Source organism: Trinickia symbiotica (assembly GCF_003028655.1).
GTDB lineage: Bacteria > Pseudomonadota > Gammaproteobacteria > Burkholderiales > Burkholderiaceae > Trinickia > Trinickia symbiotica_A.
Genome location: NZ_PYUC01000005.1, coordinates 422,270 through 445,994, shown reverse-complemented (window position 1 = coordinate 445,994; position 23,725 = coordinate 422,270). Strand labels below are relative to the sequence as shown.

General features: G+C 60.1%; 20 protein-coding genes. 7 read left to right on the top strand and 13 right to left on the bottom strand.

Annotated elements, in window-relative coordinates; all coding sequences use genetic code 11:
- Positions 1–6: 6 nt before the first annotated feature.
- Both C9I57_RS12865 and C9I57_RS12860 read right to left on the bottom strand, forming a co-directional pair.
- Positions 7–2,178: a glycosyltransferase family 2 protein gene (locus C9I57_RS12865; protein ID WP_107151022.1), complete on the bottom strand. Its 2,172-nt coding sequence runs from the start codon at positions 2,176–2,178 to the stop codon at positions 7–9.
- Between the two features lie 3 nt (positions 2,179–2,181).
- Positions 2,182–3,162 (bottom strand): glycosyltransferase family 4 protein, encoded by a 981-nt coding sequence (locus C9I57_RS12860; protein ID WP_107151021.1) that lies wholly within the window; start codon positions 3,160–3,162, stop codon positions 2,182–2,184.
- A gap of 275 nt (positions 3,163–3,437) precedes the next feature.
- Here C9I57_RS12860 and C9I57_RS12855 point away from each other — a divergent pair, with 275 nt between their 5' ends.
- Genes C9I57_RS12855 through C9I57_RS12845 form a run of 3 tightly spaced genes read left to right on the top strand, consistent with a single transcriptional unit; the run spans position 3,438 to position 7,311 of the window.
- Positions 3,438–4,397, top strand: a complete 960-nt coding sequence (locus C9I57_RS12855) for a UDP-glucose 4-epimerase family protein (RefSeq protein WP_107151020.1) — start codon at positions 3,438–3,440, stop codon at positions 4,395–4,397.
- An 8-nt stretch (positions 4,398–4,405) separates the two neighbouring features.
- Positions 4,406–5,416, top strand: a complete 1,011-nt coding sequence (locus tag C9I57_RS12850) for an MraY family glycosyltransferase (protein WP_107151019.1) — start codon at positions 4,406–4,408, stop codon at positions 5,414–5,416.
- A 5-nt stretch (positions 5,417–5,421) separates the two neighbouring features.
- Positions 5,422–7,311 (top strand): nucleoside-diphosphate sugar epimerase/dehydratase, encoded by a 1,890-nt coding sequence (locus C9I57_RS12845; protein WP_107151018.1) that lies wholly within the window; start codon positions 5,422–5,424, stop codon positions 7,309–7,311.
- Between the two features lie 72 nt (positions 7,312–7,383).
- Here C9I57_RS12845 and C9I57_RS12840 read toward each other — a convergent pair whose 3' ends face one another.
- The 6 genes from C9I57_RS12840 to C9I57_RS12815 all read right to left on the bottom strand — a co-directional run bounded on the left by C9I57_RS12840 (position 7,384) and on the right by C9I57_RS12815 (position 13,554).
- Positions 7,384–7,824 (bottom strand): GtrA family protein, encoded by a 441-nt coding sequence (locus C9I57_RS12840; RefSeq protein WP_308836354.1) that lies wholly within the window; start codon positions 7,822–7,824, stop codon positions 7,384–7,386.
- A complete protein-coding gene (locus C9I57_RS12835) occupies positions 7,821–8,927 on the bottom strand; it encodes an MraY family glycosyltransferase (protein ID WP_107151016.1) in 1,107 nt (368 codons plus the stop codon). Before C9I57_RS12835 ends, C9I57_RS12840 begins: the two co-directional genes overlap by 4 nt.
- 139 nt (positions 8,928–9,066) lie before the next feature.
- Complete coding sequence (locus C9I57_RS12830) at positions 9,067–10,074, bottom strand: sulfotransferase family protein (RefSeq protein ID WP_146166209.1); 1,008 nt, start codon at positions 10,072–10,074, stop codon at positions 9,067–9,069.
- 344 nt (positions 10,075–10,418) lie between these two features.
- Positions 10,419–11,768 (bottom strand): O-antigen ligase family protein, encoded by a 1,350-nt coding sequence (locus tag C9I57_RS12825; RefSeq protein ID WP_107151014.1) that lies wholly within the window; start codon positions 11,766–11,768, stop codon positions 10,419–10,421.
- A 72-nt stretch (positions 11,769–11,840) separates the two neighbouring features.
- Positions 11,841–12,704 carry a beta-1,4-mannosyl-glycoprotein beta-1,4-N-acetylglucosaminyltransferase gene (locus C9I57_RS12820; RefSeq protein ID WP_107151013.1) on the bottom strand — a complete coding sequence of 288 codons (864 nt, stop codon included), beginning with the start codon at positions 12,702–12,704 and terminating at the stop codon, positions 11,841–11,843.
- 559 nt (positions 12,705–13,263) lie between these two features.
- Positions 13,264–13,554 carry a HigA family addiction module antitoxin gene (locus C9I57_RS12815; RefSeq protein WP_107151012.1) on the bottom strand — a complete coding sequence of 97 codons (291 nt, stop codon included), beginning with the start codon at positions 13,552–13,554 and terminating at the stop codon, positions 13,264–13,266.
- A 455-nt stretch (positions 13,555–14,009) separates the two neighbouring features.
- Here C9I57_RS12815 and C9I57_RS33015 point away from each other — a divergent pair, with 455 nt between their 5' ends.
- The 3 genes from C9I57_RS33015 to C9I57_RS12805 are packed head-to-tail and all read left to right on the top strand — an operon-like array spanning position 14,010 to position 16,236.
- Positions 14,010–14,786 (top strand): aspartate aminotransferase family protein, encoded by a 777-nt coding sequence (locus C9I57_RS33015; RefSeq protein ID WP_219909868.1) that lies wholly within the window; start codon positions 14,010–14,012, stop codon positions 14,784–14,786.
- Positions 14,783–15,277: an aminotransferase class III-fold pyridoxal phosphate-dependent enzyme gene (locus C9I57_RS33010; protein ID WP_219909867.1), complete on the top strand. Its 495-nt coding sequence runs from the start codon at positions 14,783–14,785 to the stop codon at positions 15,275–15,277. Before C9I57_RS33015 ends, C9I57_RS33010 begins: the two co-directional genes overlap by 4 nt.
- On the top strand, positions 15,274–16,236 hold the full coding sequence (locus C9I57_RS12805; protein WP_107151011.1) for an inositol monophosphatase family protein: 963 nt from the start codon (positions 15,274–15,276) through the stop codon (positions 16,234–16,236). Before C9I57_RS33010 ends, C9I57_RS12805 begins: the two co-directional genes overlap by 4 nt.
- A 176-nt stretch (positions 16,237–16,412) precedes the next feature.
- On the opposite strand, the gene galE is transcribed toward C9I57_RS12805, so the two are convergent.
- From galE to C9I57_RS12785, 4 genes are read right to left on the bottom strand one after another with little or no spacing between them, the layout of a single operon-like run.
- Positions 16,413–17,435: a UDP-glucose 4-epimerase GalE gene (gene galE / locus C9I57_RS12800; RefSeq protein ID WP_107151010.1), complete on the bottom strand. Its 1,023-nt coding sequence runs from the start codon at positions 17,433–17,435 to the stop codon at positions 16,413–16,415.
- Positions 17,436–17,453: 18 nt separating this feature from the next.
- Positions 17,454–18,593: a glycosyltransferase family 4 protein gene (locus C9I57_RS12795; protein ID WP_107151009.1), complete on the bottom strand. Its 1,140-nt coding sequence runs from the start codon at positions 18,591–18,593 to the stop codon at positions 17,454–17,456.
- A gap of 4 nt (positions 18,594–18,597) precedes the next feature.
- Positions 18,598–19,428, bottom strand: coding sequence for a glycosyltransferase (locus C9I57_RS12790; protein WP_107151008.1), 831 nt, complete (start codon positions 19,426–19,428; stop codon positions 18,598–18,600).
- Positions 19,425–20,687 carry a lipopolysaccharide biosynthesis protein gene (locus C9I57_RS12785; protein ID WP_107151007.1) on the bottom strand — a complete coding sequence of 421 codons (1,263 nt, stop codon included), beginning with the start codon at positions 20,685–20,687 and terminating at the stop codon, positions 19,425–19,427. The genes C9I57_RS12790 and C9I57_RS12785 overlap by 4 nt, the downstream gene beginning before the upstream one ends.
- Positions 20,688–21,042: 355 nt before the next feature.
- Here C9I57_RS12785 and C9I57_RS12780 point away from each other — a divergent pair, with 355 nt between their 5' ends.
- Complete coding sequence (locus C9I57_RS12780) at positions 21,043–22,437, top strand: phosphomannomutase/phosphoglucomutase (RefSeq protein WP_107151006.1); 1,395 nt, start codon at positions 21,043–21,045, stop codon at positions 22,435–22,437.
- Positions 22,438–22,450: 13 nt separating this feature from the next.
- Here the strand turns inward: C9I57_RS12780 and C9I57_RS12775 are convergent, their stop codons facing one another.
- Entirely contained in the window at positions 22,451–23,491 is a 1,041-nt protein-coding gene (locus tag C9I57_RS12775) for a DUF2242 domain-containing protein (RefSeq protein ID WP_107151005.1), read from the bottom strand.
- Positions 23,492–23,725: the final 234 nt, after the last annotated feature.

Sequence of the window (23,725 nt, the reverse complement as noted above, 5' to 3'; positions counted from 1 at the left end):
GTTTTACTAGATCAAAGACACGGCGCGGGGCGGCCATGCGTAGGAAAAGTCCTCATGTTCCAACGTCAGGTTGGGCGAGTAGCAAGGGTCGTGCAACAGGAAGTCGCCCCAGCGCTCTTGCATAAACTGGATCTCGCGGCCGAATCTCGCGATCTTTTCGGGGTTGTCCTCGAGTCCGCGCGTGGCTGATTCATGATGGTAAAGCTCGGCATAAGGTGTCCACACGTTACGATAGCCGGCTTTGCGGACTCTTAGGCAGAAGTCGACATCGTTGAATGCAACCTGCAATTCTTCGTCGAGTCCGCCGACCTGCTTGAAAATCGATTGCCGCACGACGAGGCACGCGGCGGTGACTGCGCACATCGAGCTGCGCAAGAGGGTTCTCGAGAAATAACCGGGTTGCCTTTTATCCATGCACTTGTGCGAATGACCTGCGACACCGCCAATGCCGATGATCACTCCTGCGTGCTGCAACGTATCATTCGGATAAAGTAGCTTTGCGCCCACGCATCCCACGCCAGGCTGAAGTGCGAGTGAGACCATTTCGCTCAACCACTCTGGCACGATAACCTCGATATCGTTGTTCATCAAACAGATGAAATCGGCCTGGCTCGCAAAGCCCGCGCGGTTGTTCAACGCAGAGTAATTGAATGGCGCATCATCGCGACGAATCGTAGCACTTCCATCAGCTTCCAGCCGGGCAAACAGGTCGTGCGTTGCCTGTTGAACCGAGCCGTTGTCGATTATGGTGATACGATAGTTCGTGTAGGTAGTCTTCTCTCGAATCGACGCGACGCATTGCTTAACCAAGTGCGCCGCGTCGCGCGTAGGAATGATGATGTCAATCGACGGTTGTTTCTCGGGAAGTTCGTAGCATACCTTGTTGTATCCGCTGGCGCCGGGGGCAGGTTCAACGTGGCCTTTCACGCCGGCTCGTTGCAGATGCTCCTCGATTGCCCGCATAGCCGCGGTGTGCGCATACGGCTTTGCCTCGTGTGTGGATGCCGTGCTCTCCTGATGCTCGCGCCAATGGTAGAGGACTCGCGGGATATGGTGGATGGCACGCTCACCACTGTGATCGAGAAACCGTAACGCCAGATCGTAGTCCTGCGAGCCGTTGAATTCGTCGCGGAATCCGCCGATCTCACGCATCACCGACGTCCGGTAGGTGCCGAGGTGCGTGATCATGTTCTGGCCAAGGAAAAGATCGTAGTTGAAGTCTGACTTGAAATAAGGTTGTGAGCGGATCCCGTCGACGGAGATTTTGTCCTCGTCCGTGTAGATCAGTGCCGCATCGGGATGGGTCTGAATCGCTTCGGCGACGCAGTAGAGCGCCAGTGGGTGAAGCTCATCGTCGTGATCGAGCAATGCCGAAAAGTCGCCGGTCGCTAGCTCGAGCGCGCTATTGCTCGCAGCGCTGATCCGGCCGTTGGTGGTGCGGTAAAAGGCCTTGATGCGGGAATCAAGGCGAACATACTCCTCGATAACTTTGCGCACAGTCGTGTCTGCGGAATTGTCATCTGCGATGCAAAGTTCCCAGTGCTCATAGACCTGTGTTCTCACTGAGTCGATGGCCTTGCGCAACCAACGCTCGGGCGTGTTATAGGTGGGCATTAACACGCTGATGAGGGGCTTGCGGCTCCACTGCGCCGACCGCTCGCGCAGCGCCGGGTACATCGATCGCTTGATCTCATGCGATCGGAGCCACTTTTCGTAGTCGACTCGTTTATCCATTGCGGGTACCGCCGACGTTCCGTTCGGCAATGGGGCGAACACGAGCATATGGCGAGGCCGGTGATAGACGAACGGGGTCGCGCGTGCGAGCAATTCGACCTTGAAGTTATTGATCGAAAAAAGCCCGGGCTGTGCGATCGGGTCGAGCCTGAGCGCCTGCGTCGTAAACGGTAAAAGGATTTCCTGATTGACCGTGCCATCGCGGTCAACGTCCAGGAGTATCGTCGTTGCCTCCGACATTCCACGGCCCGCATCATAGTAGAGCATACATGCCGTGGCCGGCAGTTTGTCGGTAAGCAATTGGAACGAGATGCGGGCGTGCCTGCCCACCATCTTTTTCCAGCCTTTGATCCAGAACTGGGGATCGTTGTTAATCGCCAACCACTGGTGAGCAGTGTTGGCAGTTTTCTCGAGATTTTTTAGAGGTCGTAGTTGGAATTTCATTTCTCAGACTAACGAGCGATAAATAGTATGCAGGGCCGCAAGGGCCGACTGCCAATCGAGACGCCGATTTTCTATTGAGAGCGAATTGCTGCGCCTGCTGCAGCCCCGTGTTGCCAGGGCTGACTGGATGGCACTCAGAACACTTTCGACATCAGTGGGATGGAGATAGGACACGCTGTCACCGAAGTATTCCTGAGTCGACCCCACCTCGGTCACCGCGGCCGGGCAACCAGCGGCGTGGGCTTCTAGCGCGGCAAGGCCGGGTGTCTCCAAGGTGCTCGGCAAGCAGAAAACGTCGGCGGCCGCGTAGGCCGATCGAAGCAGCACCGAGTCGTGCGGCAGGTGACCAAGATACATCACCTGGTTACCGCCCTCCTCGAAGCAGGCACGCGCGTAGTCTGGATCGCGCTGGTGCCCGATGAGTACGAGCTTGACTTCGGGAGTGGCTTTCAACGCTCGGACCAGCGTCAACTGGTTCTTGCGCGGTTCGATGTTCCCGACATTTAGAACGAACGGCCCTCTGATTGCGAATTGGTCACGGAAAAGTTCCGGTGCGACCGGCTCGTAAAATGTGTGCTCGACGCCATTGTATACCGTCGCAAACTTCTCGCGCGGCAATTCGAATACTTGTGCGAGCGCTTCGCATTCGGTATCCGAGTTCGCCACGACTCGGTCGGCGAGCGCAAATTGATGCTTGATTTCCCCGACCGGATAAAGGTGCTTTGTTTCCTCGGTGATCCAGAGGCTAGACGACACAACGAGCGGAATACCCAGCTGCTTGATAAAGTTGCAAAAATGAACCGACCCACCGACGCACGAGAAAAAATGGACGATATCGTGCTCGAGAAATCGCGGATTCCACTGATCGAATAGCGTAACTTCTACCCCATGTGCCGGCAAATATTTCCGGTAGGCAAGCAACTGTATTTCCCCGCCTCCTGGGGTATGGAACGCCATCGGATACGTAGCGAACAGCACTTTCATAGCTGGGGAACTGTACCTTCAAGAGAGCCCCCGGCGCACGAGCCCCAGGGGAATAAGCCGTTTACAATAACGCGGCGCGGCTTACGCGCCCTGCTCAGCCACTACCGTACGGAAGGGCGTATTATAGCGCGCTCCTTACCCGTTGATTCCAGACGAGAAAAGTATTCGTTCCACATCATGACGCCTTTGACAGCAACCTTGTTTCTTGCTAGCTCCGCGAGCTCTCGAATGCCGCAGGCACCACGCGTTGGCTCAAGGAGGCGGTGGGTGCGGCAATGAGCCAAGTCGTCGCGGTCACGGGCGCTAACGGATTTGTCGGAAGAGCGTTATCGCGTTTGCTGTTGAGCCAAGGCCACAGGGTTGTTGGGCTCGTGCGGAGCGGACACGATGTCGCCGAGGGTATCCAGGAAAAGGTCTTTGTTGGCGATGACTTCGGAAGGATTGAAGCGGCTTGGCCACAACGGTTGCGCTGCGGCGGCGTTGTGCACCTTGCGGCGCGTGTGCACGTCGTGGGTGACGCCAGCCAGCAGTCTCTCTCGGTTTATCGATCTACAAACGTCTCGGGTACCTTGCGCGTAGCGAAGGCCGCGCGGCGCGCAGGCGCGCAGCGGTTTGTATTTGTGAGCAGCATCAAAGCGGTTGCCGAGAAGGGCAGGGGCCAGCCGATAAAAGAATCCGATCTGCCGGAGCCGGGCGACGCTTACGGCATTTCGAAACTAGAGGCCGAGCGCGCGTTGCTCGAATATGGTCGTGAATCCGGGCTTGAGGTCGTAATCGTGCGCCCTCCGCTCGTCTACGGGCCTGGCGTCAAAGCGAACTTCCTCAGTCTGATGCGCGCGATTGCGAATCGTGTACCGTTGCCGCTGGGAGCGGTCGGCGCTCGGCGCAGCCTGCTTTTTGTCGATAACCTTGCCGACGCGCTCATGCATTGTCTGTCGCACCCGCTCGCCCCGGGGCAGACGTTCCATGTTGCTGACGGCGTCGATCTAACCGTAGCTGAACTCGCTCGAGCGCTCGCCGATGAACTGCAGGTGCCGGCCCGCCTGTGGAGCGTGCCCGTACCGTGGCTTCGTCTTGCCGGAAGCTTGACGGGGCGATCAGATCAGGTCGATCGGCTCGTGGGTGAGCTAAGGCTCGATAGTTCGCACATTCGCGAGGTTTTGGGCTGGTCCGCGCCGTGTACGGTGAGAGAAGGGCTGCATAAGACCGCTGCATGGTATAGGTCTGCTCATTGACAACCGAAATGGTCGCCAATTCGATTACCCCCACTGTTTTTGCATTCGCCTGCGCTCTTGTCGCGTGTGCGGCCATTCTTTTGCTGTTACTGAAGACAGGACTTGCTTGGCGCTTGGCCACCGATATCCCTAACGAACGTTCGCTGCACGAACGCCCGACACCGCGCGTCGGCGGATGGGGTGTCGTAGCCGTGACAGTCATAGGCTTGGCAATTACTGCTCCACGTATGTGGGCGATCACCCTCGCTACCTTGAGTCTTGCCGCAGTCTCGCAGATCGATGACCGACGCGGCTTGTCTGCGAGAGTACGCTTCGCTGCACATGTAGGAGCGGTGGCTGCGGTCATGATCGCCTATCCGGCAACTTTGCCCTGGTGGATGCTCGCGGCGCTTGCGCTCTTTCTCGTCTGGCTGGTCAACCTTTACAACTTTATGGACGGCGCCGATGGGCTGGCAGGTGGCATGGCCTTCTTCGGCTTCGGTGGTTACGCCGTGGCCGCGCTGACGAATTCCCCACCGACCCCTGAACTGGCGCTCGCCTGCGCAGCCATGGCGGGCGCGGCCGCAGGCTTTTTGTTATTCAACTTTCATCCTGCGCGTATTTTCCTTGGTGATATCGGGTCGATTCCCTTGGGCTTCCTGGCTGGAGTAGTTGGCTATTGGGGATGGCGGACAGGCGCATGGCCGATCTGGTTTCCTGCGATGGCTTTCGCGCCGTTCATCGCCGACGCATCGGCAACATTGCTGCGCCGCCTCGCGCGCGGCGAAAAGTTCTGGCAGGCCCATCGCGAGCACTACTATCAACGAATGGTTCGCTCCGGGCTTGGCCACGCTCGAACCGCCATTTTCTGGTACGTACTGATGTTGATTGGCATAATGCTTGCTGTTTGGGCCCTCGCGCAGCCGGCGGTCGCGCAATGGACTGTCGTAGCTGCATGGGCAGTGGTGCTGATGTTGGTAGGTATGGCGATCGACGTTCGCTGGCGCCGTTTCCAATCGGCCGGACAAGCTCGGGGGTAACGTCAATGTTGAAAAGCAGCAAAGCTCGGTGGTGGTTGCCGCTTTGTGCATTCTTATTCGACCTCTGCGCAGTGGCGGGCGCATGGTGGTCCGCCTACTTCATCCGCTTTAACGGCCCCATCCCGCCCGACTTCCTTGCCGGATCGTTCCGAGCGCTCGCATGGGTGTTGCCCCTCTATGGCATAACGTTCCGGATGTTTGGCCTATATCGTGGGATGTGGGTCTTCGCGAGCTTGCCTGATCTGTTGCGCATCTCAAAGGCCGTAGCAGCGGGTGCCGTACTGACGATGGTCGCTTCGGTCATGGTCCAGCCGGTGCCTATCACGCCGCGTTCGGTTCTCGTGGTCTCACCGCTGCTTCTTTTTCTCGTAATGGGCGGTGCGAGAGCGGCCTACCGCGCGACGAAGGAGTTTTACCTCTATGGCGGACTCGTTGCTCAAGGCAAACCAGTACTCGTTCTTGGGGCAGGCGGCGCCGGGGCTAGCCTGGCGCGTGAGTTGTCACGGTCAAAGGAATGGCGCCTCGTTGGACTGTTGGACGATGACCCAGTGAAGTCGGGCCGGGAAATCTACGGTTACAAGGTGCTTGGTTCGATCAGCGACTTGCCTGTTTACGCGGCAAGGTTTAAGGCTGAGCATGCGATTATCGCACTTCCGTCAGCTTCGGTCGACGCGCAACGTCGTGTCGCTACTCTTTGCGTACGCGCCGGCGTACGGGCGATGGTAGTGCCGTCGCTGACGGCATTGTTGCCAGGACAGGGGTTCCTATCCCAGGTCCGTCAGATCGATCTGGAAGATCTTCTCGGCCGTGATCCGGTCAACATCGATACGGCGCCGGTCGAAGCGCTACTTCGCGGCAGGGTAGTCATGGTCACGGGCGCGGGCGGATCCATCGGCTCAGAGCTATGTCGGCAAATCCTCCGTTTCGGTCCGGCGCAACTCGTGGCGCTCGACATCTCGGAGTTCGCCGTCTATCGGCTCACGGAAGAGTTGCGCGAGCGCTACCCCGAGTTGTCGGTTGTGCCAATTGTCGGGGATGCGAAGGACTCGCTACTTCTCGATCAAGTCATGTCGCGGTACGTTCCCCATATCGTCTATCACGCGGCCGCCTACAAGCACGTGCCGCTGATGGAAGTGCTCAATGCTTGGCAGGCGGTCCGAAACAACGTCCTTGGAACGTACCGTGTGGCACGCGCGGCGATTCGCAATGACGTCAAACGATTCGTGCTGATTTCGACGGACAAGGCTGTCAATCCGACGAACGTCATGGGGGCGAGTAAGCGCCTCGCGGAGATGGCTTGCCAAGCCCTGCAGCAAACGAGTAATGGAACGCGGTTAGAAACGGTGCGTTTTGGCAATGTGCTCGGCAGTGCGGGTAGCGTGATCCCCAAGTTTCAGCAGCAGATTGCAAAGGGCGGCCCCGTAACTGTTACCCATCCCGAGATCACGCGCTTCTTTATGACTATCCCGGAAGCGTCGCAATTAGTGCTTCAGGCTTCGAGCATGGGGCAAGGCGGTGAGATCTTCATTCTCGACATGGGACAACCGGTCCGTATTGCCGACCTTGCGCGCGACCTGATCCGCCTTTACGGATATACGGAAGAACAAATCCGCATAGAATTCACCGGGTTGCGTCCTGGTGAAAAGCTTTACGAGGAACTGCTCGCTGACGACGAAGCGACCACTCGCACGCCTCATCCTAAGCTACGTATCGCGCGCGCGCGCGAGGTGCCGGACCAGTTGCTCGATGATTTGTTGCCGTGGCTCATGCAGCATCGTGTGCCCCCCGACGAGGAAGTGCGCCGCGATCTGCGGCGCTGGGTGCCGGAGTATCAGCCACCTCTTGGGCCGTCGCTGCAGGTGGTATCGTCCCGAGCAGCTGCGAATGCCCCGTGATCGCCTGAATAAGTCCGGTTCGTCCAGTGGCTGGAAAGCGTCCGCGTTTGTTTGACGCGAGGCATCCGGCGTTTAACAACTTTCATCGGTAATCGGCTTCGTACGTTTGAAGACCCACCACTTCGCGGTCGCGAAGTTGACGAGGAGTCCGGCAATTGAACCGGCTGCCACTGCAAGGAGCGGTAGCCATGGAGCGGGATGCAGTAGTGACACTACGGCGCTATACGCGGCGTAGTTCACGCCGCCGCCCACGGACATGGCGGTGAGGTAGCGCCACCATTCAGCCCAGATGGATTGACGTCTATCCGGCGTGAAGGTATATCGGCGATTGACTTGCCAAGTCGTCCACACCGCGCAAAGAAACGAAACCGCGCGGCCGGCGAAGTAACCCAGGCCGAGCCAGAGCATGAGATAGAGCATACCCGTATCAATGAGAAAGCCAACCACGCCGGCCATGAGAAACCGTGCAAGTTCTCGTCGCATCCCAGGTTCATATCTACCGCGCTGCTTCATTGCTTATGATGCCCCCGTCGAAACACCAGCCACCTCGGTGATCTGAACCGCACGATGCTCACATAGAGCCACACATAAGTCACTGCAAACAGGACGACGAACGCGAAAAGGTGAACTGTGTGCTGCCAGAAGAGCGTCGCGGGGATTACCCCAATCAAACAAAGCAGCCACAGATACGGCGACGTAAGTGAATTCCGCCGCGTGATCTCATGCGCCGTCTTCGCCCCCACGGCCCAGCGCATGAGCCGCTTATAAACGAGCATGTGCAGGTGCACCCCATCCGGGATCCCTGGAGACATGCCGCGCACGAACTTCTTCCGATAGATCGAGAAGCAGGTCTCGAAGATCGGATACACGAAAAGCAGCACGGGATACCAAGCCGACACCTCGTGATGCCGCATGACGAGCAAAATCGCAAGCTCGGCGAGCATGAAGCCTATGAAATAAGCCCCGCCGTCGCCGAGAAAGATCAGCCCCGCCGGAAAATTCCAGATGAAAAAGCCGAGCACGGCGCCCATCATGATCAGCGATGCGGAAAGAACGATGGGGTCCGAGAGCCGGAAGGCCACATAGGCCAGTGATGCAAACATCATCGTCGCGACCATCGAAGCGAGGCCGTTGAAGCCGTCGATGATATTGACTGCATTGGCGAGTGCCGCCACGGCGAGCACGGTCACGATGCATGAAATGGCTGCGTACGAGAGCAGGAAGTCGAGCGGCGGCACGCTGATCCGCACGACGGCGATATGCAGCGTGAAATACGCGAGAGCCGCGGCACCCATCGTCGCCACGAGCCGCACGGTCGGCGAAACGCGCTTGGTGATGTCTTCGGTGAGGCCCGAAGCGAAGGCCGGGATGCCGCAGGCGATCAGCGCAAGGATGCCGCGGGAAACGGCGGGATACGGGCCGAGGAGTTCCAGCGTCGAAGCGACGAGCCCAATCACGATACCGACGCCGCCAACTCGTGGCACTGGCTGCACATGGAATTTCTGAACGCCGGCCAGATCGCTGTCGGTCGAAAACCGCTCATGAAGGTGCGCGTAGCGCACGATCAACAACGTGACGAAGAGCGAGACGAGAAAACCTAGCGCGAAACTAAGCATGACGCGGGGCGTGAGAGGTAAGTGGCGAATTATACAGACTGGGCTCGCCCCGCCATGCGCTTGGCCCGGTGCCCTCACAGGCCTTCGTTTTGCCCTTCTTTACGCCAGCAATTCGATCAGCTCGCGCAGCTACCGCCTCTCATGAGCATAGTCGGCGGCGCATCGCTCGAAACGGCGCCGCCAGACGCTCGAATACCGATGTGAACTTATCGTTTGCGCGCTGACGCGATTTCGCCTGCACTGCCTCGTCGAGGTGGCACTGCGCGTTCGCAACAGCCGCATCGAGTGCGGCCGGCTGCTGTTCGCCATCGGAACCGCTGGTCGAGCGCAACGCCAAAAACAGTTGGCGCACTTCGTGAGGCGCCGAATGGATCCCTTCGAGGTCGCTCGCTTCAAAGCGCCAGTGCTGAAGGCCCTTGTCGAGAAAGTCGCGTTCAAAGTCGCTCGCACGGTCAACGTCAACTTCGAGTCCGAGATGTTCGGCAATCCTCAGCAACTCGTCGCGGGGAGAATCGATGAGCTTGTCGTATTCGACGATTACGCGCAGCCTATCGCGCGTCGCCTTAAGCGCCGGGACCATGTGATTGAGCCAAAGCAAATAGGACCGGTCCAATGGGAAACGGTCTCTCTTTTGCAGAGACCGGCCGACGCTGATGGGATTGCGAACGGCAATGACATAGGCGACTCGCAGGCCCAGCTGATCAAATATGGGCTGCCAGAAAGGCAGTAGTCGCGACAGACGGGGATCCTTGAGTGCGAAGATTCGATTGCAGCATTTCGCACGCAACGCCGATACTGCCTTTGCCCGCAGTGTGTTGAGCTTCTCGAGGTCGATCCTGCTGAAGTCGATCGGCGCCAACGTATGCCATTTCGCGTCTGCTGCCGCGAGAAGGCCTTCGTTGATATCGACGATATCGAGATCCTCGAAAAACCCCTTGTCGTTTTCGCCGGCTACCGCGTTGCCAAGGTTGTCGCCGAGCTCTGCACCCATCGTATTCATCGCGCGGATGATGACGCTTGTGCCGCTACGATGCATGCCTAGCACGACGATCAGAGTCGCTGTGTCAGGCGCGGTTCTCGTCGCCGCAATTCCTGATTCGAGAGTGTCCTGTAGTTCGTCGTCGTCCGCCGCTAAAAGTGTAGCCACCTTGCCCCTGCCTTACGAAAAGATGCAAGCTCACATCGACCCCATTCGCACGGGTTTTGCATCCGGGCGGTGGCACGATGCGATGGAGGATACTCGATGCGCTAAGCCGCCGGGCGACGGCTTTTTTACGTATCGTTAAATCTTTGTGACGCCCGACGCAAGCATTGGTGCGAACTGCATCCTCTCGGCGTGGGCCTCCGGCTGTCGCGTTAATCTTAATGTAAAGAAAAACGAAACTTGCCTCTGAATTCTAGGCGAAAACTCGTCGAAGCGCCGCTGAAGCGAAGCAAGTGTTTAAGGCGCTCGGAACGGGCCGAGCGCCAATGCGAATGTCTCGAAGTAACTCAAGCGGCGCTTTTCAATGCGCCAGTAGCCAAGTCCAGCGCTTTTTCTTTCTGAGCCATCCGCCCGGCAGTACTGCCAGCCTTTGCCCGCTCGGCGAGCACTTGGCCCGCGAGGCCCGCGATCAGCAGGCCATTGAACGTCGCCGTATATTTCAGCGTGAACGTTTCGAACGCAACGCTCGCGAACATCAAGCAAATCACGAATGCGAGCCCCATGTCGGCTGCGATGCGCGCGCGCGGGCCGTAATGGCGCGCACGCCAAAAGGTTACGATTGGCGCCGCGAAAAGCGCCACGATGGCGATGCCGCCCGCGATGCCTGAGCGCAGCAGGTTCGCAAGGAGTTCGTTGTGCGGGCCGTCGTAAATGGTCTGTCGTGCAGCTTCGCTCGCGAAAGAGGTAATCCACGGTTCATCGAGAAAAGCGCGAAATCCGGTGTCACCGTAGCCAGACCAGGGGCTGTGCCGAAACAGCTCCCAGGCCATGTGCCACATCGTGAGCCGCAGCCCGCCGGACGTGTCGCGGTTCGACCCATTCAGCCACATTTCGGTCTCGCGGTAGACACTGACGAGCCGTACCGACAGGACGTCATGCCAGAGTAGGGTGACAGCGAGCAAGGCGATGCCGAGCGCGATGAGCGCGACGAAATGCTTGCGGCGAATCGACGGACGCTTCAGCCACAGCCATAGTGCCGCGGCGAGCGGGACCAGCAGGTACGCGGTGCGGGTTTGCGAGCCAGCGACGAGATACAAGCCGGCCAGGATACCCGCGATGGACAGTACGCGTGCGAGCCGCGACTGGTCCGGCCCAATCCCGAACAGGCTCAACATTGCCAGAAGCAACGCGTAGACGCCGAACATATCGGTGTCGGCGAAGTAAGTCGCGAAACGTCCTCCCCAGAGCGCAGTCGGCTGCGGATCGAGCTTTACCTCCGCGACGAGGACCAGCAGCGAGAGAGGAGCCGCGATGCGGATAAGACCGACAAAGTCTATTCGCTTGTAGCGGAAGTACAACAGCACGCCGATCGAGATCAGTATGCGCGACGGTGCGTCGTATGCCTTCGGGATCCACTCGCCGCGCAGCACTTGCCCGATCAGCACAGAGACGATCGGGAGCGCGAGCGCGATGCACATCCACCGCAGCGTCGGATCAGGGCCATGCTCACGAGCGTCCCGCCAGATTTTGCCCGCTGCCGCGAGAGCCGGCAGCAGCAGCAGGAACAGGCACGTGTTGGTCGTAGCGCGCAGCGAGAGCAGGCCTACGATGCTCAATGCCGTGACCGCGAGAACATACGCGTCGAGCCAAGGGGCGCCGGTCTGCCCGACGTAGCGTGCAATGCACTTTTTCATCATGTGGGATATCGGCCCGGAGAATATTTAATCTCGCGGTATTCTAAAGGCACTGGCAGAGCGGCGGCACCGCTTTCAGGTCTCGACCGGCTCGAGCAGCCATGTCGAGTACTTGTCGCGAGCGGCAGCGATCTGCGGCGGGAACTGCGGTTCTTCGATGGGCTGCGGTGCGTAGCGCAGTGGCCGATCGAGCACGTCAAAACCAGAGCGGATCCGGCTTTCGATGAAGGCGATGTCGTGGAACTCAGGCTTCATGAACTTCTGGTCGGCAACGCTCTTCATCTTCAGGATCATCTTGTCGGGGCTGGTCACCCAGGAGAAATGCCAGCCTGCGTCGAGCACATGCTGCACGCCGAACCGGCGAAACCACGCGCGCTTGAGCGAACGCAAGAGGCCGGACGACTTGTACGAGCGAACCGCATTGACGTTGCCGAAGAATTGCTTGAGGTGACGGAAGGTCGTGATTCGCGTGCCGATCCAGTCCGCGTATCCACCGCCGTCGAGCAGCCGGTTATTGAGGAAGTAGGCGTAGCAATACTGGTGGAAGTCGCCGCGCAGGTAGCGGCGCGGATCGTAGAGGCGAATACACTCGGGGCGCGGAATCTCGTCGAGATCGGACACGAGGATCAGATCGTCGGGGGCCGCGTCATGAAGTCCGTTGATCAGGTAGCTGCGCTGGTAGTTCTCGTTCTTCCAGTGATCCGGCGGGCCGGGCGGCAGGTGATCGACCTCGAGGTAGCGAATCTTATCCTTGAAGCGCTCGAATCGGTTCATGTCGAAATTCAGCGGCTTCGGGGCCCCGACCTGCGTGTAGCGCGATTCCGCGATGACGAAGTAATCGACGTGATCCCACAGCATCTCCATCCTGAGTTCCAACAACATGTCTTCGTTGAAATAACAGAAGCAGTCGTAGACCTTGGGCAGCGTCTTTTTAGTCATTTTTTGGACACTCTAAATAACGGATTCTGGCGGGTGAATCGAGGACGCACAGGCGGATGCCAGCGCTCGTCGCGGGCGCAGCAGTGCAGGTAAGGGAATCGTGCGGCAGGCGCACATCGACTTCGCGCTGACCGAGGGTGGCGTGCACGCCTCAGTTCATCGCGCGCGAACGCCGCGGAGCGCTAATGCCGACTACAGTGGGTCTTGCGGATTAACTGGCTCTGATCGAGCAGTTGGTCGATAGTCCAATATTTCTTTTTGTCCATCTGAACTTCCCCGTTGGCGGACGTATATGGTGCAAAGCACTCATTCTTACTATCAGTATACAGCACGCCTTTGCCCGCATTTGGCAGCGTAGCGAAATTGCGACAGGGGATTGGTCCGGTGGCGTTTGGCCTCGAATAGCTCACGGAAGGTCCGCCGAGCGATGCCTGCCCATTGATTGCTGCCGCGAGGGCTGCGCGAGCGCACGCCGAGCGCCAGCACGATGGCGCGCCGGCTGCCGAGGAGCAACCGGCGATGGCCGTCCGACGGCTGCGTGTTGCGCTACGCGCGCCCGCTATGCAGCGTGCAAAAGCTCTGGGAAAGTGTCGATCTTGCGATGCGGTTTTTGCTTTGCTTGCCACAGGTCGTAGCGCGCTTGCATGATGACCCATATTTCCGCTGAGGTGCCTAGCGCTTCGCCCAATAAGACGGCCATCTTCGCTGAAATGCCGGAGCGCCCGTTCAAAATTCGCGATAGCGCAGCGCGCGCGATGCCCAGACGCTCGGCAACTGTCGTGACGCTCAGGTCACCAAGGTAATCGCGTAACACCAGACCGGGGTGCGAGGGATTGTGCATTGATTTCATAGAACTTCCTTAGTGTTGGTCCAGGTAGTCGACCGGGATGACACCGGTACCCGCAGAGAAGGATGTTATCCGCCATTTTCCCGTTGCCCATATGGGCCAATGGCCATCAACGCACTGGCGCTTCGCCTTCTTGCTGCTCGACTGCCGGAACCTTACCGGCACCCGCGTGCCGTGCCGAGGCTGACGGTGGGCCATCTCGTGTTTTTTCGCACATCGCTGGCGGCCGTATGGCCATGCGCAGGCTCAGCGACGCGGAGCTAGCAGCCCATTCCGGTGCGCGGCACACCGCTACGCCGTTGCCAGTACCCGTTATTTCGTCCGAAAAGCGGCTCTCTTTCGCTTGACAGAAGCAGCAGACGCTAGTGTCGACTGTGCAGGAACTTCCTGCTCAGCTTTCGTTCGGGCCGATTCGAAAGCTGAACTCGAGTCGTTGTGAACAACAAAGGAGAGGCGAAATGGAAACGGCAATCGAAGTGGAATCGCTGTATTACCCGGTTAGCAGGCAGAAGATGGTGCGCGGAGAGGGTATTTATCTTTACGATGAAGATGGAAATGCCTACATTGATTGCGCATCGGCAACCTTCAACCTGAGTCTCGGCTATTCTCACCCGGTGGTACTTGCTGCGATACGGGCGCAACTCGATGAGCTTATCCACATTACGTCATCGTTTCGCAGCGATCCGGTCAGCGCCCTCGCCGAGCGGTTGCTTGCGGTGGCGCCAGCGAATATGCGCAAAGTTCATCCAAAAGTGTGCAGCGGTTCGTCGGCGAACGAAGGCGCCATCAAGATGGCTCAGTATGCAACTGGCCGATCGGAAATCATCACGCTGTTCCGGAGCCACCTCGGACAAACAATGATGATGACATCGCTGTCGGGCAACGCCTTTCGTAAGGCACCGTTTCCTCTTGTGTATCCGGGATCTCTGCATGTGCCGGATCCGTATTGCAAGCGCTGCTTCTATGAGAAAGAGCCAAGTAGTTGTGGCCACCTTTGCGTAGACCGAATCGAGGATTTCCTCGAATACGCGAGCAGCGGCCGCGTCGCCGCGATCATCGTTGAACCGATTTCCGGTAATGGCGGCAACATTGTCCCTCCCGATGGCTACTTTCCAAAGCTACGCGCGTTTTGCGATAAACACGAGATTGTATTGATCTTCGACGAAATCCAGACGGGCATCGGCCGTACTGGGCATATCTTCGCCGCGCAGCACTTTGGCGTTGAGCCAGTGTGATCACGACGGCCAAGGGCCTGGGCGGTTCAGGCGCGCAGGTTGCAGCGATCATAACGAACGAGCGTCTTGCAGGACTGCCATCGCATCACCATTCCTTCACCTATGGCGCAAATTTGCTCGCCGCGGCAGCCGCGAACGCGACCCTCGACATCGTACGCGAACCAGCGTTTCTCGCAAACGTTCGCGCAACGGGCGATCACATCATGGCCCGGCTCCGCGACGCACAGAAGCGCTACGGTGCGATTGGTGACGTGCGCGGTGTCGGCTTGATGATTGGCTTTGAAATAGTCGACTCCGACGGAGCACCCGACACTGCATTAACGAACCGCCTAGCCGAGGCCGCCATGCATTACGGTCTGATTCTGCGTACGTCCCGCTATGGCCTTGGTAACGTTCTCAAAGTTCGTCCGCCGTTGATTCTAACGATGGCGGAAGCGGATCTCATCTGCGATCGTCTAGAAGCGCTGTTTATTGGGGAGAATCTGGAATGAAGGAGTTCCTCGTTGGCCTCGCATATCACGTACGCGGCGAGTTGCTTCAATATGCTGGCAAGCGGCTCGCGCGCCGAGTGGACGGCGATTCACCTGGCGGCGACGCGCAGTTTGACATCGATCGTATTGCTGAACAGGCGGTCATCTCGTTTGCGCGCGCGCACGCCCCGGAGCCGCTAGCGATCTACACGGAGGACCAAGCTCTCATCGAGACTGGACCTGCGCCTAGAGCGCTGCTTGTCATCGATCCCATTGACGGCACCCGTCCAGCTTCCGCAGGTCTCGAAATGGGAATGGTCTCGATCGCGCGCGCGCCGTTTATAAATGGCCAAGCGCGCCTCGGTGACGTCGATGCGGCACTGCTGCTGGAAATAAAGGGGGGCGGATTGCTCTATGGTGATCTGCAAAACGGACTATCGGGTAGCAAGTTACCAGCTCCGATTCCGAACCTTAGTCGCAATACCGACCTCGCGAAGATGTTTTGGTCCATCGAGTTCAACGGGCATCCGATGCGTCTCATGAGCGCAGCTTATGGGCAGCTCGTTGACATGTCGGCGAATAGCGGTGGTGTATTCGTTTTCAACAGCGCAACTTACTCTATCTCGCGGATCGTCACTGGACAGGTCGATGCGTACGTCGACATCGGCAATCGCCTACTCAAGGATCACCCATGTACGGAGTCGGCGTTTAAGATGGCTGGTCGCGGGTCGATACTCCACTTGTTTCCGTACGATATTGCAGCGGCGGTGTTTCTCGCCAAGCTGGCAGGCGTCACGATCACCGACGCCTACGGCCACGATATGGGGATGACGGATTTGATGGATATCAGTCCACACAATCAACAGTCCTGTGTGGCGGCATGCACGCGTGAATTGCACGCCGCGCTGCTAGACACAATCGATTGGAGCCCACCGGTCGTCCAATCGACGTTAACTGCAGGTCACTACAGGGGCGGCTAATACTGCGCTGCTAATAATGACTTCTGATATCCACCGCGGCGACGAGCAATATAGAAAAGTCGCTGCGTAGAATCGGCGTAGGGGTGGCGAAACGGCTTGCCCCTACTGCCGACACTTCGAGCGGCATGTCGCTAGCTGAAAGGTTCTAGCTGACGGTACGAGCTTCTGTTGATCAATCAAGCAAACCCATCCGGATTCATCGACTGCCACCGCCAGTGATCGACGCACATGCGTTCGATCCCATGCTCCGCTCGCCAGCCCAACAGCTTTTCCGCTTCCGTCGTGCTCGCGAAGCAAGACGCGACATCCCCGGGCCGCCGTGCGACGAGCTCATAAGGCACGGGGCGCCCCGAGGCCGCCTCGAACGCCCGCACGATCTCGAGCACGGAATATCCACGGCCCGTACCGAGATTGACCGTGAGGCTCGCATCGCGCTTCTTCAGCGCATCGAGGGCCGCCGTATGTCCACGCGCAAGGTCGACGACATGGATATAGTCGCGCACGCCCGTGCCGTCGGGCGTTTCGTAGTCGCTGCCGAACACGCGCAGCTTCTCGAGCTTCCCGACAGCCACCTGAGCGACATAAGGCATCAGATTATTAGGAATGCCGGCCGGATCTTCGCCGATGAGCCCGCTCTCATGCGCCCCAACCGGATTGAAGTACCGCAAGATGGCAATGCGCCATGACGGATCGGCGCGCTCGACGTCGCGCAGCATCTGCTCCGACATCAGCTTCGTTTGCCCATACGGATTCGTGGCGGACAGCGGGAACGATTCGTCAATCGGCGAGCGTTCAGGCACGCCGTACACGGTCGCGGACGAGCTGAATACAAAACGCTTCACATCATGCGCACGCATCGCGTCGAGCAGCACGAGCAAGCCATCCAGATTGTTCCGATAGTAGTCGACCGGCTTCGCAACAGATTCACCGACGGCTTTCAACGCCGCGAAATGGATAGCCGCCTCGATCGGATGCGCGCTGAAGATGCGCTCGAGCGTGACGGCATCGCGCACATCGGCTTCATAGAAAGCGACGCTGCGCCCCGCGATCTTCTCGATCCTGCGAACGGCCTCGCGCTTGCTGTTGACGAGATTGTCGACGATCACCACGTCGTACCCGCTGTCGAGCAATTCCACCGCGGTATGTGAGCCGATGAACCCCGCGCCGCCCGTGACCAGAATCGTGCCATTGTTCGCCATCGCCGTGCTCCCTCGAAATCAAAGTGATACGCCGGTGAGTTCGTTCAACGTCTTCAAGTATCGCGCCACGACAGCCGCTTCGTCGAATTCCGCGGCGACTTTCACGCGGCCTCGCTCTCCCATCGCGCTCCGATCGTCATGGCTCATCGCCATCATTCGCTCGAGCTTCTCCGCAAGACTCGCCGCATTACGCGCCTCGCAGAGCAGCCCGGTCAGGCCGTCATCGACGACGTCGCGACAACCTGGTACATCTGTCGCGACGATGGGCCGGCCCATCGACGACGCCTCCATCAACGTCCTCGGCACGCCCTCGCGGTACGAGGGCAGCACGACGCAATCCGCATTCGCGATGTGCTCACGAACATCGTGCGCCTCGCCAAGGTATTCGACAATGCCTTCGCGCTCCCACGCGCGGACTTCTTCGAGCGTAATGGCGCTCGGGTTGTCGACGCCGGTCGGCCCGAGCAACTGGAAGCGAGCCTGCGGGTGTCGGGCGCGCAGCGCGCGCGCCGCGTCGACATATTCGCCGACGCCTTTATCCCAAAGCAAGCGCCCGATCAGGATAAATGTAAAGTTCTGTTTCCGCGGCAGCGGCGCGTAAGCAAAATGATCGAGATCGACGCCTTCGCCGTTCAATAGTCGCGCGCGTTCAGGGTGCGCGAGCAGCCGCGCGTCGAGGAACGCGGCTTCGTCGTCACGGTTGAGGAACCAGACCTCACGCGGGAATCGGAATGCGAATCGGTAAAGCGCTTTCGCTACGACAGCCGCGCGGCTCTTCTGAATAAAGACGTAGCCGAGCCCAGTCGTCACTGCGATCGACGGCACGCGTGCGAGCCATGCGGCAACCGATCCATAGATGTTCGGCTTGATCGTGTAGTGGAAGACGACGTCGGGGGCAACTTTTCTGTAATGCCGATAGAGCTCGGACAGCGTGCGCAAGTCGTCGCGCGGATTGGTGCCCTTCGACGCGACGAAGAGGTCGATGCAGTGGCAGCCCATTTCTTCGAGCAGCGCAAACGTCCTGTCGCGCGGCGCAATCACTGTGACCGTTGCGCCTTTGCAGACGAGGGTTCGAATCAAACCATGCCGATAGGTGTAAATGGCCCACGCCGTATTGCAGACGAGGCATACCGAAAGAGGGCGGTTCGATGCATTCATCGGTTCAGGCTCGTTTCGCAAACACCGCTGCCTTCACTCGTTGCAGCAGCGTGTAGGGTGTCACGAGGTGCAGAAGATTCTTCAGGAGTCCTAGCCAGTCGTAGACGTTGAGCGCATTGAAGTAGCGCAGCTGCAGCTTCAGTGTCGAGACGACCTGACGGCGGCGCTTCTTCGCGCTGATGCCGCCTTCGTTGATCTCGTAGTAAAGGCCGAGCTCGGGCAGATTCGCGCAGTCATAACGCTCCATGAGCCGCACGAAGAGATCGAGGTCTTCGGCGGCCCGGTAGTTCGCGCGATAGCTTCCGACTGCGCGCACGGCATCGACGCGCAGCATCATCGCGGGATGCACGAGCTGCGTTCGAAAAAACCTCAGACGACGTACGTCGTCGGGGGCCGCCGCCGGTTTCAACAGGAAAAGCGGCTTGCCTTCGAGCGATACGACCTGAGTCCACATGCCGACGCCCGCCACGTTCGGGTGTGCTTCGAGGTAGGCGCGCTGCTTGAAGAGGCGTCCCGGCGCCGCAAGATCGCCCGCATCGATGCGCGCCGCGTACTTGCATCCGCGCGCGGCGAGTGCCTCGATGCCCGCTTCGAGCGCGCGCTCGATCCCGCCGTTCTTCAGCATGCGCAGGATGTCGACGGTTACGTTCGGCAGCTCTGGCGCGACGATGGGCGGCACACTGCCGTCGTCGACGATGAGGACGCGCACCGTCGCAGGCTCGTCGAACGACGCGAGCGTGCGCTCGACGTCGACCTGAGCGTTGTACGCAGGCATGAGCACCGTCACGTCGGCGAGCGAATTTTGCGGGGTGGCGCGGGCCTCGAGCGTTGTCATGTGCGCAACTGCAACTTCAAGCGGATGTAGTAAAGGTTCACGGCTGCGGCAGCGAGATAGCCCGCGGCGAGGCCCGCCAATGCACCGTACGAGCCGATGCGAGGAATGGCCACGAGATTGACGGCAAACGCTACGCCAAGCGCGAGTACCCACTTCGCGAGGAGCACGTACTTCGCTTGATACTTCAGCACGACGAGGTTGCCGATGGCCTCGATCCCGGCCGGCACGGAGAGCCACACGCACCAGCGGAAGATCGATATCGCGCCTTCGTAGTCCGGGCCGAACACGCGCGTAATGATAAAGCTCGCCAAAAGGTCGAGCACGCACGCGCCAACGGCCATCAACGCCGCCGCCAAAACGACCAGCCGGCGTACGTTGCGCAGCAGATGCCGCAGGTCTTGCACGCGGTAGACGAAGGCCGGCGCGATCGTTTGAGCCAGCATGAGCCCGAGCGCGATCCAGTTCTCGTTGATTTGCTGGGCGGCCGAGTAGCGGCCGAGATCGGCGAACGAGATCGCCCGCTCGAGCATGAGCCTGTCGAGCTTCAGAAACAGATACATGCAGATGAGGCCGGCCCAGAAGACGGTACCTGCGTTCGCGAAGTGGCGCAGGAGCGGCCGTTCGACACGCCATCCAAGCGTGCCGCCGTGGCGGCGCATGTAGTAAAGCACGAGCACACCGCCGATCGCGGCGGCTTCCACCGCCCAGAGCCAGCCGAAGCGTGCCGGTGCAACGGCGATGCGGACGAACAGATACACGAGCCCGGCCTTGACGAGAGCGGTCGCGATGCTCGTCACGAGCTGTGGCTTGCTGTAGGTCATGCTTTGCAGCCACGAATTGATGACACCGATGAACGGCTCGCGGAACAGCATCGTGACGGCGAGACCGGCGAGCATCGCGCCGACGAGCGGATCGGTGGCGCCCGCGGCGATGCCAGTCCACGTCGCGGCGAGCGCGAGCGCGGAGACGGTCATTCGCAGCACGAACGCACTGCCGAGCACGACGCCGAGTTCAGAGGGCGGGCGGTGTACGATCGTCGGGACGAGAATTTCGGCCCCGCAGACCCATGTGATGGGGGCGAGCACGAGCAGCAGCGTGTTGGCGTATTGCCATTTGCCGAAGACGTCGGGGCCAAAGTAGCGGGCCAGCAGGCCGCTGATGGCGATCGCGACGGCGATCTGCGTGAGCCGTTCGAGCCCGAGCCAGACGATGTTCGCGACGGCTTTCGCGACGTCCGGATTTGCAAGGCGTTTCAGCATGCGGCGCGCGGCAGGAATCTTGCTCGCCGCTTCGACGTGGCGCCCGCTCCGTCGAACCCGGCCCGCACGGCGGATGGAGCCGGAAAGACGGCGTCGGCTAACGAATGTCCGGCGGGGAAACGGCTTGGCATTAAAATGGGCGCGTCGTGCGTCAGTCGAAAAACGGCAATTATATGTGGGAAATCCCTGCGCACTCGCGTGCGGCGGCGGTGCGGCCGAAGCCGGTGGCTGGTGCATCGGCCGCCGTACTGTACTTGGCTTGGGCGTCTTTTACGTTTCTTTTTTCTGAAGGACGCTACGCTTGCCGCAGGTCGATCCGAGTTTTTTATTGAGTAGCCAAGAGAGCCTATCCACCATGATTTCGCAATCTATCTTCAAGGCGTATGACATTCGCGGCGTGGTCGGCAAGACGCTCGATGTCGATGTCGCCCGTCTGATCGGCAGGGCGTTCGGCAGTGAGATTCGCGCTCAGGGCGGCGATGCCGTCGTCATCGGGCGCGATGGGCGTCTGTCGGGCCCGTCGTTGTCGGCGGCGCTGGCTGACGGGCTGCGCTCGGCGGGCGTCGATGTCGTCGACGTCGGCATGGTGCCGACGCCGATCGGCTACTTCGCCGCAAGCGTGCCGCTCGCGCTTCCCGACGGTGAGCGTTCGGTCGATTCTTGCATCGTCGTGACAGGCAGCCACAATCCGCCGGACTACAACGGGTTCAAGATGGTGCTGCGCGGCGCGGCGATCTACGGCGAGCAGATTCAGGCGCTCCATAAGCGCATCGTCGATGGCGACTTCAGCGCCGGCGACGGCGGCTATGTCGAGTATGACATCGCGGACAAGTACATCGAACGCATCGTCGGCGACGTGAAGCTCGCGAGGCCGATGAAGCTCGTCGTCGATACGGGCAACGGCGTGGCCGGCGGCTTGGCGCCGCGTCTTTTCAAGGCGCTCGGCTGCGAGCTCGTCGAACTCTTCACGGAGATCGACGGCACGTTTCCGAACCATCACCCGGACCCGGCACATCCCGAGAATCTGCAAGACGTCATTCGCGCGCTGAAGGAAACGGATGCCGAGATCGGCTTCGCGTTCGACGGCGACGGCGATCGTCTCGGCGTCGTCACGAAAGACGGGGAGATCATCTACCCGGATCGTCAGCTCATGCTCTTCGCGAGCGAGATTCTCTCGCGCAATCGCGGCGCGAAGGTCATTTATGACGTGAAGTGCACGCGCAATCTCGCGAAATGGGTCCGTGATCACGGCGGCGAGCCGCTGATGTGGAAGACGGGGCACTCGCTCGTCAAGGCGAAGCTGCGCGAAACGGGCGCGCCGATCGCCGGCGAAATGAGCGGCCATGTCTTCTTCAAGGACCGCTGGTACGGCTTCGACGACGGTCTTTATACGGGTGCCCGGCTGCTCGAGCTGCTTTCGCGTGAGAAGGACCCGAGCAAGACGCTCAACGATCTGCCGAATTCGCTCTCGACGCCCGAGCTGCAATTGAAGCTCGAGGAAGGCGAGAACTTCGCGCTGATCGCCAAGATGCAGAAAGAAGCGCGCTTTACGGGCGCCGACGACGTCATCACGATCGACGGTCTGCGCGTCGAGTATCCGGACGGGTTCGGTCTTGCCCGCTCGTCGAATACGACGCCGGTCGTCGTCATGCGCTTCGAGGCCGATAGCGCGGACGCGCTCAAGCGGATCCAGGAAGACTTCCGCCGCGTGATTCTCGCGGCGAAGCCTGACGCGAAGCTGCCGTTCTGAGGGCGGTCGCCGGTTACGGCGTGGTCGTGGCCGGCGCGGCGGCGGAGGCAGGCTCAGGCGCCGCCGCCGGGCTTGCCGCGGCCTGCGCCGGCTCGGACAGCTTGGTTGAGCTGACTGGCTGAGCCGTAAGCGTTGGCAACGCGGGAGCCGTGGCCGCCGCTGTCGCCACGGTAGCGGCCGCCACTGCCGTTGCGGGCGGCGTTGTCGGCGTCGATAGCGGCGCAGGTGCCGCTACTGCTGACGCTGCTGTGCTTGCAGCCGCCATCGTCGCTTGCTGCACCGTTGCCGCTGGCGCGGCCGCCGGCGCTGTTGCCGTTGGCTGCGTTGAGGGCGCCGTGACTGCCGAGTGCGTCGCGGGCGCGGCAACCGCCGGCTGCGAGGCTGCCGCAGCTATCGCGGGCGTGGCGGGGGCCGCCGCAGGGCTTGCCGGAGCCGCCGCCGCGGGCGGACCGCCGGGCAATTGCGCCTCCTTGATCGGCGTAGGCGCGACGCGCAGCGCCTTCGGCGCCGAGTGCAGGTAGTGGTCGACGTACTCGAAGAACTGCTTGTAGAACGTGCCCGCCTTGATTGTTTCGCTCGACACTTTCACCATCGAATCGCTGCTTGAACGGATCGGGAGCGAGACCGAGCCGAGCAGGCTGAAGCCGACGCTCGCCGACGTATCGCTTTTCTTCAGCGCGTAGCCGCTTTGCACCGCGTTTGCGTAGACGATGCTCGTGCTCTCGGGGTCGTCGCCGGGCGTGCAGACCACGTGAAATTCCACGGTGATGTGCTTGTCGCCGCTCGGTTGGAAGTCACGCGTGGCATCGATCGTGTCGGGGCGCGTCGCGGTGGCGAGATAGCCCTGGTTCAGCAGCGCGCGGCGCGCGGCCTCGCAGGTCTGCGTGCTGTTCGCGTTGAACGTGCGCGAGAACGGGCTCGAGCCCGTCTCGAAGAATTCCTGCTGGGGCGACGGCGGCTTGGTACTCGAGCACGCGGCGAGCGCCCCCAGCGCGACGGCTGCCGCAAGCGGCAGCGTCACGCGCAAAACGGAGGATCGATAGAGTTTCTGCATATTTGGTTAGACGTTTCTGATGCATTCGCGTCTGCGACGCGATGACGGCGACGTGCATTGTAAAGGGATTGGCCGGCGAACACTGAGACGCTCGCATCGACACAAAAAGGGGCGCGTTTGCGTGTGATGCAGCCCTGAAGCGCGGAAAAACGCCTCGGGCAGGGTAGAATCGCGCGCTTGGACTGATTCCCCCGCGTTCTTGCGAATTTTCGCGCAGCGGTTGGACTTTCTCCG

What these genes read in the sequence shown, in the direction of transcription:
- C9I57_RS12780 (WP_107151006.1), top strand. Translation starts at nt 21,043, where the DNA reads ATGATTTCGCAATCTATCTTCAAGGCGTATGACATTCGCGGCGTGGTC.
- C9I57_RS12790 (WP_107151008.1), bottom strand. Translation starts at nt 19,428, where the DNA reads ATGACAACGCTCGAGGCCCGCGCCACCCCGCAAAATTCGCTCGCCGAC.
- C9I57_RS12775 (WP_107151005.1), bottom strand. Translation starts at nt 23,491, where the DNA reads ATGCAGAAACTCTATCGATCCTCCGTTTTGCGCGTGACGCTGCCGCTT.
- C9I57_RS12795 (WP_107151009.1), bottom strand. Translation starts at nt 18,593, where the DNA reads ATGAATGCATCGAACCGCCCTCTTTCGGTATGCCTCGTCTGCAATACG.
- C9I57_RS12840 (WP_308836354.1), bottom strand. Translation starts at nt 7,824, where the DNA reads ATGAAGCAGCGCGGTAGATATGAACCTGGGATGCGACGAGAACTTGCA.
- C9I57_RS33015 (WP_219909868.1), top strand. Translation starts at nt 14,010, where the DNA reads ATGGAAACGGCAATCGAAGTGGAATCGCTGTATTACCCGGTTAGCAGG.
- C9I57_RS12815 (WP_107151012.1), bottom strand. Translation starts at nt 13,554, where the DNA reads ATGAAATCAATGCACAATCCCTCGCACCCCGGTCTGGTGTTACGCGAT.
- C9I57_RS12820 (WP_107151013.1), bottom strand. Translation starts at nt 12,704, where the DNA reads ATGACTAAAAAGACGCTGCCCAAGGTCTACGACTGCTTCTGTTATTTC.
- galE (WP_107151010.1), bottom strand. Translation starts at nt 17,435, where the DNA reads ATGGCGAACAATGGCACGATTCTGGTCACGGGCGGCGCGGGGTTCATC.
- C9I57_RS12835 (WP_107151016.1), bottom strand. Translation starts at nt 8,927, where the DNA reads ATGCTTAGTTTCGCGCTAGGTTTTCTCGTCTCGCTCTTCGTCACGTTG.
- C9I57_RS12865 (WP_107151022.1), bottom strand. Translation starts at nt 2,178, where the DNA reads ATGAAATTCCAACTACGACCTCTAAAAAATCTCGAGAAAACTGCCAAC.
- C9I57_RS12845 (WP_107151018.1), top strand. Translation starts at nt 5,422, where the DNA reads ATGTTGAAAAGCAGCAAAGCTCGGTGGTGGTTGCCGCTTTGTGCATTC.
- C9I57_RS12785 (WP_107151007.1), bottom strand. Translation starts at nt 20,687, where the DNA reads ATGCTGAAACGCCTTGCAAATCCGGACGTCGCGAAAGCCGTCGCGAAC.
- C9I57_RS12825 (WP_107151014.1), bottom strand. Translation starts at nt 11,768, where the DNA reads ATGATGAAAAAGTGCATTGCACGCTACGTCGGGCAGACCGGCGCCCCT.
- C9I57_RS12860 (WP_107151021.1), bottom strand. Translation starts at nt 3,162, where the DNA reads ATGAAAGTGCTGTTCGCTACGTATCCGATGGCGTTCCATACCCCAGGA.
- C9I57_RS12850 (WP_107151019.1), top strand. Translation starts at nt 4,406, where the DNA reads ATGGTCGCCAATTCGATTACCCCCACTGTTTTTGCATTCGCCTGCGCT.
- C9I57_RS12805 (WP_107151011.1), top strand. Translation starts at nt 15,274, where the DNA reads ATGAAGGAGTTCCTCGTTGGCCTCGCATATCACGTACGCGGCGAGTTG.
- C9I57_RS12855 (WP_107151020.1), top strand. Translation starts at nt 3,438, where the DNA reads ATGAGCCAAGTCGTCGCGGTCACGGGCGCTAACGGATTTGTCGGAAGA.